The 14,813-nt window shown below is 47.7% G+C and carries 14 protein-coding genes and 1 pseudogene; 11 read left to right on the top strand and 4 right to left on the bottom strand.

Features of this window, described 5'->3' with window-relative positions:
* The first annotated feature begins 169 nt into the window (after positions 1-169).
* The 7 genes and pseudogenes from KDW_RS31175 (at position 170) to KDW_RS36375 (ending at position 5,401) form a co-directional block, all read left to right on the top strand.
* Positions 170-1,036 (top strand): hypothetical protein, encoded by an 867-nt coding sequence (locus KDW_RS31175; protein ID WP_151759777.1) that lies wholly within the window; start codon positions 170-172, stop codon positions 1,034-1,036.
* Between the two features lie 191 nt (positions 1,037-1,227).
* On the top strand, positions 1,228-1,668 hold the full coding sequence (locus KDW_RS31170; protein ID WP_151759776.1) for a class I tRNA ligase family protein: 441 nt from the start codon (positions 1,228-1,230) through the stop codon (positions 1,666-1,668).
* A 328-nt stretch (positions 1,669-1,996) separates the two neighbouring features.
* The gene (locus KDW_RS34690) at positions 1,997-2,239 is read left to right on the top strand and encodes a hypothetical protein (RefSeq protein WP_233098053.1); all 243 of its coding nucleotides are present in this window, start codon (positions 1,997-1,999) and stop codon (positions 2,237-2,239) included.
* A gap of 27 nt (positions 2,240-2,266) precedes the next feature.
* Positions 2,267-2,890, top strand: a complete 624-nt coding sequence (locus tag KDW_RS35550) for a class I tRNA ligase family protein (protein ID WP_151759774.1) — start codon at positions 2,267-2,269, stop codon at positions 2,888-2,890.
* Between the two features lie 11 nt (positions 2,891-2,901).
* Positions 2,902-3,291, top strand: a complete 390-nt coding sequence (locus KDW_RS35545; RefSeq protein ID WP_269822564.1) for a class I tRNA ligase family protein — start codon at positions 2,902-2,904, stop codon at positions 3,289-3,291.
* A 288-nt stretch (positions 3,292-3,579) separates the two neighbouring features.
* Positions 3,580-4,407, top strand: a complete 828-nt coding sequence (locus KDW_RS31150; RefSeq protein WP_151754072.1) for a M55 family metallopeptidase — start codon at positions 3,580-3,582, stop codon at positions 4,405-4,407.
* A gap of 95 nt (positions 4,408-4,502) precedes the next feature.
* Positions 4,503-5,401, top strand: a pseudogene (locus tag KDW_RS36375) (LysR substrate-binding domain-containing protein).
* 79 nt (positions 5,402-5,480) lie between these two features.
* Here the strand turns inward: KDW_RS36375 and KDW_RS31135 are convergent.
* The 3 genes from KDW_RS31135 to KDW_RS31125 form a co-directional block, all read right to left on the bottom strand.
* Positions 5,481-6,287, bottom strand: a complete 807-nt coding sequence (locus tag KDW_RS31135; protein ID WP_198925730.1) for an ABC transporter permease — start codon at positions 6,285-6,287, stop codon at positions 5,481-5,483.
* A gap of 62 nt (positions 6,288-6,349) precedes the next feature.
* Positions 6,350-7,132 (bottom strand): ABC transporter ATP-binding protein, encoded by a 783-nt coding sequence (locus KDW_RS31130; RefSeq protein WP_170296585.1) that lies wholly within the window; start codon positions 7,130-7,132, stop codon positions 6,350-6,352.
* 12 nt (positions 7,133-7,144) lie between these two features.
* Positions 7,145-8,233, bottom strand: a complete 1,089-nt coding sequence (locus KDW_RS31125) for an ABC transporter substrate-binding protein (RefSeq protein WP_233098052.1) — start codon at positions 8,231-8,233, stop codon at positions 7,145-7,147.
* 469 nt (positions 8,234-8,702) lie between these two features.
* On the opposite strand from KDW_RS31125, the gene KDW_RS31120 reads away from it, so the two are divergent.
* The 4 genes from KDW_RS31120 to KDW_RS31105 all read left to right on the top strand — a co-directional run bounded on the left by KDW_RS31120 (position 8,703) and on the right by KDW_RS31105 (position 12,328).
* Positions 8,703-9,308, top strand: coding sequence for a hypothetical protein (locus KDW_RS31120; RefSeq protein ID WP_151759770.1), 606 nt, complete (start codon positions 8,703-8,705; stop codon positions 9,306-9,308).
* 95 nt (positions 9,309-9,403) lie between these two features.
* On the top strand, positions 9,404-10,636 hold the full coding sequence (gene istA / locus KDW_RS31115) for an IS21 family transposase (RefSeq protein WP_162004917.1): 1,233 nt from the start codon (positions 9,404-9,406) through the stop codon (positions 10,634-10,636).
* The gene (gene istB, locus KDW_RS31110; protein ID WP_151759769.1) at positions 10,633-11,418 is read left to right on the top strand and encodes an IS21-like element helper ATPase IstB; all 786 of its coding nucleotides are present in this window, start codon (positions 10,633-10,635) and stop codon (positions 11,416-11,418) included. The genes istA and istB overlap by 4 nt, the downstream gene beginning before the upstream one ends.
* 151 nt (positions 11,419-11,569) lie before the next feature.
* A complete protein-coding gene (locus KDW_RS31105; RefSeq protein WP_162005792.1) occupies positions 11,570-12,328 on the top strand; it encodes a transposase in 759 nt (252 codons plus the stop codon).
* A gap of 110 nt (positions 12,329-12,438) precedes the next feature.
* Here KDW_RS31105 and KDW_RS31100 read toward each other — a convergent pair whose 3' ends face one another.
* Positions 12,439-14,715 carry an ATP-dependent helicase gene (locus KDW_RS31100; protein ID WP_151759767.1) on the bottom strand — a complete coding sequence of 759 codons (2,277 nt, stop codon included), beginning with the start codon at positions 14,713-14,715 and terminating at the stop codon, positions 12,439-12,441.
* Between the last annotated feature and the right edge of the window lie 98 nt (positions 14,716-14,813).

The following is a 14,813-nucleotide window of genomic DNA, read 5'->3' as shown; positions in this document are numbered from 1 at the left end:
TCAACGCTGCCTGCCCTGCCTTCAGCGCCAAGATGTTCCTGGATGTGTATCTCATCCTGCTTCTTTTGAAACCGTGCTGCGATGAAGAGGTGAACGGACGCTGACCGTTGCGTCTTCACACGCTGGGCGACAGAATGCTTCCAGATCCTGTCAGGCTCTGGAACCTGCGATGGAACTCGGCCTTGCACTGACTCACCGCAACAGTGCGCACGACCGAAATTTGCTCCGGCTCACGCAGTTTTGCCAGTCGCTCTCAGTGAGCCAGCCGTTCCCAGTGGGGTCAGCCGCTCCGGTAATCTATGGTCCTGCGCAGTGGGCCAAACGCTCGTTTACCGGCGGTTTTCCTGGCTCAGTGTTTACGCTGCAACCCGACGGTACCTTGCGCTGTCCCGCTGATCATCCGCTGTACGCGCAAGAGCGTCGACCCGAACATGATGGCTCTCTGCGTGTCTTGTATGCGGCCGCATTGGCTTCTGTCGGGCTTGCCCCTTGCGCGAGCAGTGTCAAGAACATCCTTCCACCAAAAAACCACGCCGCGTCAGTGCCGTCTTCTTGGCCTCTGCCTCCTGATCCGCTCTCTGCTCCTGCGGTGCCATCCTTGCCGCATGTTCCCGTCGTGTCTCCGTCGGCTCCCTTGCTCTGGCGCGATTGGGCCTCGTCGCTCTGTGCGCCGTCACTGGACCCAGCTCCTACGGCGAGAAACAGCCACCTTTTCCTGGGAAGCTTGCCCTCAGTCCTCACAGCCAGCACATCCTCTGAAGCAGACGAGACGCTGCTGACTCGCGAGCAGCGTGCTCATTATCGGCTCTCTGGTTCCCAGCGGCCTCGCTCGCAATGCCCTCCGCTGATGCTCCCAGTCTCTCTGTTCTTTTACATGCCTGCCCTGTCCGCTTCGTTACGAAACGTGTGGCCCTCCTCCTCAAAGCCGTCGCGAAGCCTTTTTCCTGTCTTTGGCCAAACCTTCCAGCGCTGCTGGCTGGCATCACCTCTTCATCGAAGTCTATCGATGCAAGCTTTGCTTCCTTCTTTTCTGTGAGTTTTCAATTGATTTCCATGCCTGAGTTTACTCGTTGGCGCATCCTTGGTAATGTTTACCAACCGAAGCGTTTTGTCGAGGAAAAAACGATTAAACGTAAAGCGACCGAAATGGACCGAGCTGATTTTTTTGCCAATGCTTCAAGCTTACCCAGAGGCAGAGGATCTTTCGATCGATCTGGCGCCGTTTAAGTGAGTTGTGATTGGAATTATCGCTATTCGACCGTATCCCCTGAAGCACAGCAACCTCGCTGCTGTCATTTATTCAGTTGTATCGGTCTGGACGGCTATGCGCAAGTTGCTCCTACGCTATGGTGTCCGGATTGCCAGACAGCTATTGCGCAGGCTGAACTTGAGGATAAAGCACTGCCAACATTGTTTACTACTTTTACCTTTCGTTTGCCTGACGGTAAATCGTTACCTATCGCGACAACGCGTCCTGAATTGTTACCAGCCTGTGTTGCCATCTTTGTTCATCCCGATGATAAACGCTATACACATTTGACTGGCAGGAGGCTGCTATTGATAGTCGAGCTTTTTCCGCGCAGGCAACTATTCAGGTTCCAATCCTCGCTGATGAACTGGTTGATCCTCTTAAGGAAGTGGCGCCGTTATGTGCTGTACCTTTGGTGATTCAAACCGATGTTCGTTGGTGGCGCACTCATCACTTGCCATTGCGAGCAGCTATTGGTCGTGATGGATACATGACAACGCTGACGGGTCCCTGCAGGTCTGACAATCATGGCGGCCCGTAAACAAATTCTGCAATCACTGGACGAGCAAGCTTTGATTTTACAGCAAGAGACAATTGAGCATACCGTCGTCTCCATGAACGCTGTGGAACACCAGTTGAATACTTGCAGACACGGCAGTGGTTTATTCGGGTTCTGGACCAGAAAGGCCGTTTTATCGAAGCTGGTCGCCAGATTCGCTGGAAGCCAGAATATATGCGAAAGTCGTTATGAGCATTGGGTTGAAAATTTGCAGTGGGATTGGTGTATCTCACGTCAAGCGCTTACTTGGTGTTCCGTTTCCCGCCTGGACATGCCGCGCATGTGGCACATTATTGCTGGCTACACGAGAGGAATTGCCGGTTGATCCGCGTTTGACCGGTCCCAATCGTCCCTGTTCCTGTGGCTCGACCGATTTTGATCCTGAGCAAGATGTTATGGATACCTGGCTACATCATCATGTTCGCCTTTGATCATTTGGCGTTGGATAAATGACCTGATTGGTTTCAGCAGCATTTCCTGCCAGTTTACGGCCTCAGGCACATGATATCATTCGAACCTGGGCATTCTATACAATTGTTAAGGCTCTCTATCACTGTGATACGATCCCCTGGAAAGAGTTAATGGTTTCCGGTCATGCCCTCTCAACTGAACGTAATAAACTTTCAAAGTCCAAGAGTAATAGTACAGGAGGGCCGCTGGCATTGATGGAGCAGGAATCAGCTGACGCATTACGTTATTGGGCTACCTCGATCAAGCCAGGAAATGACACGGTTTTCAACCTGGAAGCAATTGCAGTCGGACGGCGTCTGATTACCAAATTATGGAATGCCTGCCGTTTTGCCGAGAGTCGTTTGCAAGGATTGGATATTGCGTCTTTAAACTGTCAGCCTGACGACCTTTTACCGACTGATCGCTGGCTTCTTTCGCGTCTGTCTCAAACGATCACATTCGCTACCAGACAACTTGAACAGAGTGATTATGCGACGGCTCGTGCTGAAGTTGAACGCTTCTTCTGGACGGACCTTTGTGATAACTATCTGGAGTTAGCGAAATCCAGGCTTTATAAAGAAGGTGGGCAGATCGTGCTGCTGCTCAGTGGACGCTTTATCACGCACTATTAACTGTTTTAAAGATTTTTGCTCCTTATATACCATTCGTTACAGAAGAGATCTATCTAGGACTCTTTCAGCAGTGGGATGGAGCAGTCTCAATCCACACTTCAAACTGGCCAGTTGCCAGGAGTGGCTGGCTAGATGAGCAGGGTGAAAATACAGGTAAGTTGCTTCTCGAGATTGTACGTCAGGTTCGACGTTACAAAGCTGAACAGGGACTTTCAGTTGGCGCTACATTGGAATGTATTAAGTTGACTACAGCGACAGCAACAATATCCATGCTCCAGGCCGCACAGTGCGACATACAAAGTGCCACTCGGGCTCAGATCCTGGATTTAGAGGTTCAGCCAGATGAGAGTGCCGCATCGTTGGAGCCATTGCAGATAGAAATAGTACTCGCAAAGGCTTGATTCACATACTCAGGGAATAAGCATTGCCTCCTTCCTGAAAAAATGTCGAAGTTGGTAGAATACTTCTCTCAGAAGAATAGTCATCTTGTAACTATGAGATAGAACTCTGTCCGTAAAAGTATTCTGCCAATTTGGGAAAATTATGTGTCATTCAAAAGTAGAATCAGTTTGTTGTGCTTACAGTTTCTGAAGCATGGAATTTCTGTAGATTTCCTTCATCGCAAGAGTCATGATTTGTTATAATAGTACATGACATTGTGGCAATGAATAAAAGGGGTAAATATTACTATGAAGCTCTTTCTTTCGACGGATTTTGAAGGCACGAGTGGAATTGTGGCCTGGGAACAGATTATTGAAGGCAATGCAGAGTATGAACAGGGCAGGCGTTTACTGACCAATGAAGTTAATGCTGTCATTGCCGGTGCCTTAGAGGCTGGTGTAACAGACTTTGTTGTCAATGATGCTCATCACGCGATGCGTAACTTGCATCCACAGGATTTATCAGGACGGGCAACTTTGATCACTGGCAAACACAAACCCTATTATATGATGGAAGGATTGGATGCTAGCTTTGATGGTATCTGCTTTGTTAGTTATCACGGCTCAATTGGTGCCGAGCATGCTATTCTTTCTCATACATATAATCCTGGAGCGATCTGGGAAGTACGCATTAATGGTGAGATAGTTGGTGAATCTGGTATTAATGCTCTGGTCGCCGCCCATTATCAAGTTCCTATTATTTTTATTAGCGGTGATGAAGCCACTGCACGTGAAGCGATGACTATTGCACCACAGGCTGAAAAGATTATTGTCAAGCAATCTCTAGGTCGTTTTGCTGCTTCTCATCTGCATCCTGAGGTCGCCTGTGAAATGTTACAAGCGGGGTCCAGACGTGCAGTTGAGCAAATCGCTAACATGCAGCTCCCTGATTTCAGCCTGCCAGTAGAACTTGAAGTTACCTTTCTTGTAGCCGATATGGCTGAGATGGCAACCTGGATCCGTGGTGTTGAACGTAGCGCGCCACGAACGGTTAAAGTTTCTGGCAACAATTTACTCGACCTCTATCGTACATTTATTATTCTTGTTAACCTTACCCGTTCTCTTGTTGATCGCTAGCTTCTATCGAAAGCAGTTATTTTCTGTTATTATGCAGAGATTAACAACGATAAAGATGGCAACATATGCCGTTGTGAGTGAGGCAAATAAGCTGTATGAATCTGCAGAACCTGCGCGTTTTCCTGAAGGTTGCTGAGCTTGAGCATATTACAAGAGCATCAGAAGAGCTTCACCTGACCCAACCCGCCGTGACAAAGATTATGCAAAGCCTGGAGCAAGAGGTACAGCTGGATTTAGTAGAGCGACAGGGACGGCGTATCGTATTGACCCATGCAGGTCGCGTATTACAGACCTATGCGCGCCAGATGTTTTCACTTGAGCGTGAGATGGATGATGCTCTGGCGGCTTTACGTGATGTCCATCGTGGTGAGGTAAAACTGGCAGCTAACACAACGGCTGGTGTGTATTTGTTACCTTCAATTGTCGCACGTTTTCGCGGACTGTATCCACAGGTTGGCCTTAATATTTCTATTTGGAACTCGCAAGATATTATCGAACATATCCTGGACTGGTCGCTAGATTTTGGTATTGTTGAAGGCGAAGCGTCCCAATTACCAGCAGGATTAGATGTACGTTTTTTCACGCGTGATGCCCTGATTTTGATTGCCTCCCCCACTCATGCATGGTGTGGAGCCGAAGCAATACATCCGAGCAGCTTGGAGAGGAGACGCTGATTGTACGTGAGACAGGAAGTGGGGTACGGGATGTACTGGAGCGTGACCTGGCCTGTCGTGGTGTCGTTCTCAAGCCATTGCTCACGTTGACTGACAATGAAGCTATCAAGCAGATGGTAATCAGTGGAGTCGGAGCAGCTGTGGTATCATTTTTGACGGTCCAGCGAGAACTTGCCAGTGGTGATTTAGTACAAATTCCCCTTGCAGATATGAGTCTTCGCCCTCAATTAAGTTTTATTCAACGTTCTGACAAGCAATTATCCCGTGCGGCTCAGGCCTTCTTCTCGTTTCTTTTTCCTTTAGCAGAAAATCCAGTATAATGCAGGCCCACTTCCTATTCGATTTATATAGCCAGGAGGTGAGCCTGTTGTTTAGAAATTTGGAAAAAAGACAGTAATGTTAAACTGCGAAGCCCCAACGTCTACGAACCATTCTTTCTAATGGCTGAAAAATGAGGCCATCAATAGCAATACCGATGATGATGATAACAATCATGATGGCAAAGATTTGTCCGATATCACCGAAGTCCCGGCCTCCCTCAAGTAAAGATCCAAGGCTGATGGTATTATAGAGCAATTCTGCAGCCATCAGTGAGCGCCAGGCGAAGGTCCAGCCCTGTTTGAGTCCAGTAAGGATGGATGGTAATGCGGCAGGTAAGATAACCTGGGTTGAAAGGGCGAGACCACGTGAGCCCATGTTGCGGGCCGCTTTAATATAGACTGGTGGCGTGTTTTTGATGCCTGCGTCTACACCCAGGGTAATTGAGAAGAGCGCGCCCATAACTACAACAAAAAGCATAGCCTGCTCACTCAAGCCAAACCATAGCATAGCCAGCGGAATCCAACAAACACTAGGCAAAGCTTGTAAAGCAACGACAAGAGATCCCAGTGTTTCTTCAATATAGTGGTTGCTGCCAATTGCCAGGCCCAGAATCAGGCCAAGAATAAGTGAGATACCATAACCAAGCGCCAGCCGACGCACACTGACAAGGATGGCGGTTACTAATGAGCCATCTTGATACAGTGCTTTCGTGCTTTCCAGAACGGTCAGTGGTCCGGCGAAAAGATAGTCTTTCCAGATATGGGCGCTGGCTAAAAGCTGCCAGATGACAAGCAAGAGAACATAAAAGAGCAGTTGGCGTATGAGTTTCCCTATCCAGCGGGTGCTGACGTGTTTTTTTGGTATACTAATGGACGGTGTTGCCAATCTCTCTCTCCTGTTCTTGCTGTTCCATTTCACTACGCAGAGTTTGCAAAATTTCGGCGGATTTATCCAAGGTGATGATCTTCCAGGCTGCGTGGACGTGGTAGATCAATGTGAAAGTCACGGATAATGCGTCCAGGACGAGGGGCAAAGACTATAACACGATCTCCTAGCGCGACCGCTTCCCTGACGTTGTGGGTGACGAAAAGGATAGTTTTGTGGGTTGCAGACCAGATCGTTTCGACCTGCGCCTGAAGTTTGTCTCGTGTGAAGGCGTCCAGAGCGCCAAAGGGCTCATCCATTAACAGGATATCAGGATCAATAGCAAGTGCGCGGGCAATTGCAGCACGCTGGCGCATTCCTCCCGAAAGTTGATGTGGGTAACTGTTTTCAAAACCGCTGAGATTCACCATATCAAGGTAGTGTCGAGCTATCTCGGCTCGTTTTTTGCCAGGTACATGAGCTTGCCGTAGCCCAAACTCAACATTTTTCTGTATATTCAGCCATGGGAAGAGCGCTGCTTCCTGAAAAAGTAAAACGCGATCGGTCCCTGTTCCTCGAACAGGTTTATCATTGACGATAATGTTGCCGCTAGAGGCTGCTTCAAGTCCAGCAATAATGTTTAATAGCGTTGATTTTCCACAACCGCTTGGTCCTAAAAAGCACACAAATTCGCCTGCCGATATGGAAAGATCGACAGGGCGCAACGCTTCTACGACACGTTCGCCACCCACGAATGTTTTGCTGATCCCTTCTATCCGCAAGGAGTTACCGCCAGCGGATGGGGATATATTGTCCCCACCCGCTACTTCAATAGAACGGCTCTTATTCCCTATTGATTGGATCATTTCGGTTCCCCCTTAAGAGGCTGCAACTTTTTGTAGCCCCTTACTGCTGAGTACATTATTCAAGATATCTAGCGAGAAGATGTTGGAAAGATCTGGTTTGCTATGACCCAGAAAACCAAGCGCATAGGCATTGTCTGCTGATTTGAATAGCGTTGTAGCCAATGGATCATAGGTAATGTCGAGCCGTTTGAATGAACCGTCAATAGCCTTGCTGGAAAGTGCCTTGCCAGTGAGCTTCTTTAATTGTGTGTTGGCGACTTTCTCTGCATCTGGCAGATTTTGATTGATATATTGCACTGTTTCAACATGAGCTTGAAGGAATTTCTGCACTACATCTGGATGCTGATCCAGAAAATCTTTACGTGCTACTACGACAGTAGTGATAAATTTGTTGTCGGGCCAGATCGTGCGTTCATCCAGGAATATTGTTCCCTGAGCTTCGTTAACCAGGCGAGATGCCCAGGGTTCGGGTACCCAGGCTCCATCAATCTGCCCTTGTTTGAACTCATTTAAGATATTGGCATTATCTGTTGGCAAAATTTGCACGTCACCACCCTGTTCGCTGGTTTTTAGATTGTTTGCCTGGAGATAGTGGCGCAAAGCAATATCCTGTGTCCCTCCTTTTTGCGGTGTGGCCAGTTTTTTGCCTTTCAGATCGCTGGCAGTCTTAATATTGGCTCCCGGTCTCACTATAAAAGAGGCACCACCGCTAGAGGCACCAGCAATGATACGTAAGGCATCCCCATGACTTTTGACATATGTGTTGATGGCAGGATTTGGTCCTACATAGCCAATATCGATATCACCAGCACTCAGAGCCTCCATCAGCGCTGGACCAGCATTAAAGGTTTTGGATGCATCCAACGTATCGTTCCCTAGAGCCTGAGCAAAAGTGCCGCGAGCAACACCAACCAGGGCCACCGCGTGAGTAATATTTGGAAAATAGCCAAGATGGACTGTGACAGGGCTGCTGGATTTGTTACCTGAAGTACTATTCGTGCTATTGTTAGCATTGCTGTCATTGCCGCAGGCTGTGATAAGCAGCGAAAAAAATACGAGAATAGCCATGGTGCGTGATAAGTGATGGGATGATGCCTTCATAGAAATACTACTCCTTCATCCTTAATGTAGGGTATGCATATGAGTACGCAGTAAGTACCCTGGTAAAAGCCGTTTTTGTTTCTGAAAGAAAAACCATAAACACCAGGATACACCAGTCAGTATTATTACAATTCTGCTCCAACAAAAATGTAAATTCTGTTACGTTTTTAAGTCGCTTGTTCCCAAAAATATGGTGAATATGAAACTGTCGTTACGATATTGTTTAGATCTTACATAAGTTTAAAGCAGAAGTCAATGTAATTTGTTGATTTTCTTGATGAAGTTAGTCATCAATAGAAAATTTATCCATGAAAATTTTCTGTGCGTGTATCTTTTACATGAGTTATCCCGAATTTTGAGAACATGTGTTCGAGTAAGAAAAAAGGGGTGAAAAGAAGAAAACAAAGACCTCCTGAATTATACTTGCACTACCAAAAAAAAAACGCAAGCAGGAGGTCTTTGAACATCGATGTCACTCAAGTATGCCATAGCAGGAACAAAGCGGCAAGAGGCGCAGGAAAAATTGCAGCGAGTTACCAGCTTGATGGAAGAATATCTGGAGCCGCTTGCCAGGCCGCTAGACGCGTATGTGGATAAGCGGCTAGTGCGGACATTCTTCCAGCTGATCCGAACCATTATCGAAGCTAGAAATCAGTCAACAGGATTGATGGTCAGCGAATTAGGGTCAACCATGCTCAGCGGGAGACAAGCGACAGCAGGAGAAAAGAGGATTCATCGCCTGCTCACATCGGAAAAATGGAGTGAAGAGCTGATCAGGATCTTCCAATGGAATCAGGCCCAAGAGCGATATGAAGAGTTAAAGAGAGAGGGAGAGGAGATTCTCGTCGTTTGGGACGGAAGTGAGATAGAAAAGCCAGAGAGCCAAAAAGCAGAAGATTTGTGTGCAGTTCGGTCAAGTAAAGCAGCAAGGCGAAAAAAATCACGGAAGGGAATATTTAATCAGCCAGGAGGAAAACCGATCATTGTGCAAGGATACGAGTGGACAGCGTGTGTGGTTGTAGGAGAGAAAGGGAAGCCATCACTGGCAATGATATTAGCGCCGATGGTATACTGAGCCGGAGTTAAATTGACCAACCCCCAAGAAGGCTGTAAGCTGGAGGATAACAAAATCAAATCCCCAGGAGAACAGCCATGCTTAGGAGTCAGACAGTGAATACCATACATGATTTGCACGCACAAGGGAAGTCCATCCAGGAAATTGCTCAGCAGCTGGGCATTTCGCGGACAACCACGCGCAAATATCTCAAACATCCAGAGGCAGTTATCCGGAAACCGCGCTCCAAACAACCTTCAAAACTTGATCCTTTTCATGAGCAGATCAAACGATGGGTCATGGAAGACCATTGCACCAATTGCGAGGTTCTCTTTGAACGTTTGCAGAAAGTAGGATACACAGGAGGCATCAGCATTCTCAAAGCATATGTTCATCCACTGCGACCAGCGATCGCGGGCCATGCTCCCGTGCAGCGCTATGAAACAAAACCGGGAGAACAAGTCCAATTTGATTGGGGCGAGTTTGTCTATGAACACGATGGCATTTCACATAAATTCTATGGATTTGTGGCTATCTTAGGTTATTCCCGCATGCGCTTTGTGACCTTTGTCAAACGGTGTGACACACCAACCCTCATCCGTTGCTTAATGGAAGCGTTTGAGTACTTTGGTGGCTTAACCAAGACCGCACTCACCGATCGCATGAAGAGCGTGCTGTTAGAAATGGAAGACAACAAACCACGTTGGAACCCTCGTTTTGCCGATTTCATGGTTTCTATCGCCGTTGCAGCACGTGTCTGTAAAGCGTACACTCCACAGACCAAAGGCAAAGTTGAACGCACAGTCAGCCATGTCAAAAAAAGTTTCTGGGCAGGAGTGGCCTTTACAGATCTCGATGATCTCAACCGTCAAGCCTATCGATGGTGTGAGCGCATTAACGCTCGCGTTCATCGAACTACCCACGCTCGTCCGATTGATCGACTCGCTCAAGAGCAGCTTCGATCCTTACCAGAGGCCTTTGCCTGGGAACGCTTTGCTACCGAAGAACGTAAAGTCACCTGGGATGGGTATGTCTCTTACGATGGTGTCCTCTATGGATTGCCAGGTGCGCTCGAACTAGCAGGCAGATTCGTGCAGGTACGTGAGCGCAAAGGGGTGGTGTCATTCTGGTCGGCGGGCATTCAGGTGTTTGAAATCGCCAAGCGACCTCGTTCTCAAGACAGCGTTCCCCATGCCGAACAGTGGAGCACAGTGGCATCCGTCTCAGAAACGCGTCGCGTCCCGGTCCCCGTTGGCCACCTGCAACCGGCTCCTGAGGTGGAGCATCGTTCCTTACAAGAGTATGATCAGTATTGTGGGGTCGAAGCAGTCAAGGAGGTGTCAGCATGAGCGGAGCCTACAAACAACTCAACTTGACCCAATTGGAGATGGTCCTGCCCAAGCTTTTGGAGCATGCTCGTCGCGAACAATGGACCTATGAGACGTTCCTTGAACGTGCTCTGACAGCTGAATTGGATGGACGCGAACGCAAGGCGATGGCTCGGCGCCTCAAAGCAGCGCGTATTCCCGGAAAGAAGACAATCGATGGGTTCGATTTTTCCTTTCAGCCAACCCTTTCAGAGAGGCACCTGCGAGAACTAGCAGATCTTTCCTTTGTCAGAACAGGCACCAATGTGATTTTTTTGGGCCCTCCAGGAACCGGCAAAACACATCTGAGCTTGACATTGGCGAACCAAGCACTCACGCAAGGGCATTCTGTGCTCTTCACCACGTTGGCAGAACTGGCACAAGCGCTCGAAAGCGCATCACATCCAGGGCTGATGCGACAACGCTTGCGACGATACATCGCTCCTAGTTTGCTGGTGATCGACGAAGTGGGCTACACCACGTTATCTCAGGAGCAAGCTCACTACTTCTTCGAACTCGTGACGGCTCGCTATGAGCATGGTTCGATCATTCTCACATCCAATACCAGTTTTGCTCAATGGGGAAACCTACTGGGAGATGAGGTCCTGGCCACAGCCCTTCTCGACCGACTCTTGCACCATGCAGAGGTCATTGCAATCAATGGGCGTAGCTATCGCATGAAAGATCGACAGGGCGATCGTGTGGATATCTCAACCCAACCGGCTCGCACACCCATCGGCGCACCGTCAACTGGCGTTCGTTAGTCGGCGTTTGTGGCAGAATATTTTCAGGAAGTCATTTTATGAGAGGGGACCAATTTTCGACCGGCTCGCAAATGCATCGGCCTTGACAATGATGGACTTTTGGAGTAGAAGAGGTCCAGATGCTCAAACGACCAAAGAGGAAGAGGAAAAAATGTTAGCGAAAGTAGCGAGGGAGTGGGGAAGAAATGTATTGCACGTGTTTGATCGGGGATACGCTGGTGGTCCATGGTTAGAGATGATGTGGAGGCGGCACGTTGATTTCGTGATTCGATGGAAGAAAGGGCATCATTTTTTTGATGAAAATGGGGAAGAGAACTCATTAGGTCAATTAGGAAAGAAGAAAAGATCAAGAGATCATCGTATGATTTGGGATGCAGTAAAGCATGAGAATCGCAAGACAGGGATTACCTGGATGCAGGTACGACATGCATCCTATTCAGAAACATTATGGGTTGTGATTGTAAGAAGAGGAGGAGAACCATGGTATTTAGTGACGAATCGATGTATTGAGACGGAAGAGCAAGCATGGAAGATCTACAAAGCCTACTGCAGAAGATGGCAAGTAGAAACCGTGTTTCGCTATGAAAAGAGTGAATTGGCGATTGAAACGATTCGCATCTGGAAGAAGGAGAAGCGTAACAAGTTTTTTCATATCATATCGCTCGTCCATTCATTGCTTTTGCATCTTTTAGATGATGATTACAGAGATATCATTACATGGATTTTCCGTGAGTATTGTCATCGAACAGGGAAAAAGCAGAAAGAAGCGAAAGTTCCCATCTATCGTCTCAGATGGGCTTTAAGCCGCTTCTTTCAAGAGATCCGACCTGTATTTTTATTTGCCTGGAATGTTCAACCCTCAACAGCCTTCCATCAAGGGTTGAACGTCCGTTCTCAAAATTCGGGATAACTCATGGAATAGCGTGAGGGGATACTGGTAAAAAAAGAAGGACATGAATATTGCTTGTTTCCTTTTAGCAATCGCTAAAAGGAAACAAGCAATATAGTATTTGAAGTTTTCTAGAAGAGCGTTGGCGTTTCAACCAGAGGGCTAAGCTTGCGAGCAGAGCCATCATGTTTGAATAGATAGGGATTAAGCTCGCCATCTTCATTTGTTGGAGTAAGCTCTGCCTCATCAATAAAACGAGAAGGAATAGCATCGCTGCCACGATAACGAAGTAGAGAACTGAGGAAAAGTTGTTTTTGCGCACGGGTAAAGGCCACATAGGCCAGACGGCGCTCTTCAGCCATGCCTGTGAGGGCGATTGGACCATCATCTGCGATCATCGTGGACGATCGACGATGTGGGAAAATACCCTCAGTCATTCCCATCACAAAGACAACCGGGCTTTCCAGTCCTTTAGATTTATGGATAGTCATCAAGATCACACAATCACGTTTGTTCTTGTTATTATCCTCCGCCTGCTCTTTTAGTTTCGTCATTGCCTGTAGAAAATGGCGGATCGTATGATGTTTTTGAGCTATTTGGATTAACTCTTCCAGTTCATCATAGCGGGCCTCCAGTTTGACCTCCTCATGATGGGTTGGAGCCTCCGCCTCTTCCTCGGTGTTATCCTTATGTTTGCTATCATAATGGCGCAAATGAACATCATAGGCCATTTGTCGAAGCTGCTTAATTGCCTCGGCAGGATTGTTCTTGGATTTTGACCACATCCGCTTAATTAAGGCGACAAGATCTTTAACACCCAGTTGATGTTCCTTCGCAATTGTGTAGGGATGCTCTTCACAATACTGTAGGAGTGGTCTACCACTGGCATGAGCAGCTAAAGTACCATAGAAAGCCGCATTAAAGCGATGTGACGTCTTACCGGTGCTAGTAAAAAATTCGCGTGATGGAATATTGGCAACGACCCGAAACGCGGTATTTTGTTCGCCACAGTGCACAGGAGTAAAGACATCATCCCATTTTTTGGGTTCAGGACCATTGCGTGAAGCCAGAAAATCATCCTGAATGCGTATCCCATCCATTAATGAGAGATACGCCAGAACGTCTCGCGTCGTTTTACGTTTAAAGAACGATGAGCCACCGGCGGCCCGATAAGGGATACGCTTACGAGCCAGAGCGATCTCTAATGAGGCGAGATGATGATTGGTCCGTGAGAGCACAAAAATATCTTTATACGAAAGAGATTCTTGATGCTCTTTCCAGGTGCGTTGCAAACGATCAATACGTTCGGCTATACCCTCGGCTTCCATCTCTTGATCTTCATAGGCAGTAACCCAGACTGGCGCACCATCTGGTTGGGTTGAGCGCAACATCTTTTCAAAACCAGGCGTAATATCGTTATGGCTAATCAATTTATTGGCCGCCTCAAGGATCTGAGGTGTCGAACGATAATTATGTTCGATGCGGTAGATCTGTCCTTTAGGATACATTGTCTTAAACGACAGGATGGATGCTTCTGGGCTGGCACCACGGAATTGATAAATAGCCTGGTCAGGATCACCAACCACCACCACATTTTGCTTTGGGGCAGCCAGATATTGGATTAATTTATATTGTGATGGATTAGTGTCCTGTGTTTCATCGACCTGAAGATACTGATAGCGACCCTGCCAGGATTTGCGATATTTGGGGCTGGTCTCTAACAGATTAAGTGGAATATAAATCAGATCGGATAGATCGTAGAGTTTTTCCTTTTTTTTTGTTTGCTCATAGTTGATAAAAAACTCTTGATAGCGTGCTGCAAGCTCTATCTCTATACTCATATCACTGCTAAAGAAGGCACTGGACTCTTCTGGTTGGATCATGGCATCCTTGGCACGATCTACAGCGGCCAGGGCATCAGTGATCTCAACGTTCCAGTTCATGCCGCGCGTGCGATTGCTGCGCCAGGGACGAATGATATCCTCCGCCAGCCATTGCCGAGGATCGCCACTGATCAATTTCTGATTTAATTGTTGAGGAGTGAGCTCTAATTTCTCGCGTAACATCTGATGACCGAGACCATGGAATGTCACCACCCGCAGGGGTTTGATTTCTGTTAAGGTCATACCACGGGCCCGCAATGCTTTTGAGGCACGTTTTTCCATTTCATCAGCGGCGGCTCGGGTAAATGTGACACAGAGAATAGACTCTGGTGCGATCCCCTCATCTGCCACAAGCCGAACCAGACGCTGTACAAGAATCGATGTTTTTCCAGTACCCGCTGCCGCGATAAATGCCGCGGGCCCATTGGTATGGGCGATCGCGGCAGCCTGTTGGGGATTGGCGCTAAACGAAGAAACGGTACTGGTTCGAGTTTTTGTCTTTGGTCTTGTTCCCTGAGAGGTCATGCTACAACTTTCTCTAACTACTATCGCTCTGAATGTTTTTTACGACCTGTACTATAGCAGGTTCAAGTGTAGAGAACAAGTGGAACCCTTCATAGGGA

The sequence above is a fragment of the Dictyobacter vulcani genome (genome assembly GCF_008974265.1).
In the GTDB taxonomy this organism is placed as follows: Bacteria; Chloroflexota; Ktedonobacteria; order Ktedonobacterales; family Ktedonobacteraceae; genus Dictyobacter; species Dictyobacter vulcani.
This window is presented reverse-complemented; position numbering and strand designations above follow the sequence as displayed.

Excerpts from the sequence above, each read along its gene's own strand:
- KDW_RS31120 (WP_151759770.1), top strand. The coding sequence starts at position 8,703 with ATGTCACTCAAGTATGCCATAGCAGGAACAAAGCGGCAAGAGGCGCAG.
- KDW_RS31150 (WP_151754072.1), top strand. The coding sequence starts at position 3,580 with ATGAAGCTCTTTCTTTCGACGGATTTTGAAGGCACGAGTGGAATTGTG.
- KDW_RS31175 (WP_151759777.1), top strand. The coding sequence starts at position 170 with ATGGAACTCGGCCTTGCACTGACTCACCGCAACAGTGCGCACGACCGA.
- istB (WP_151759769.1), top strand. The coding sequence starts at position 10,633 with ATGAGCGGAGCCTACAAACAACTCAACTTGACCCAATTGGAGATGGTC.
- KDW_RS31100 (WP_151759767.1), bottom strand. The coding sequence starts at position 14,715 with ATGACCTCTCAGGGAACAAGACCAAAGACAAAAACTCGAACCAGTACC.
- KDW_RS31125 (WP_233098052.1), bottom strand. The coding sequence starts at position 8,233 with ATGAAGGCATCATCCCATCACTTATCACGCACCATGGCTATTCTCGTA.
- KDW_RS31130 (WP_170296585.1), bottom strand. The coding sequence starts at position 7,132 with ATGATCCAATCAATAGGGAATAAGAGCCGTTCTATTGAAGTAGCGGGT.
- KDW_RS31105 (WP_162005792.1), top strand. The coding sequence starts at position 11,570 with ATGTTAGCGAAAGTAGCGAGGGAGTGGGGAAGAAATGTATTGCACGTG.
- KDW_RS34690 (WP_233098053.1), top strand. The coding sequence starts at position 1,997 with ATGAGCATTGGGTTGAAAATTTGCAGTGGGATTGGTGTATCTCACGTC.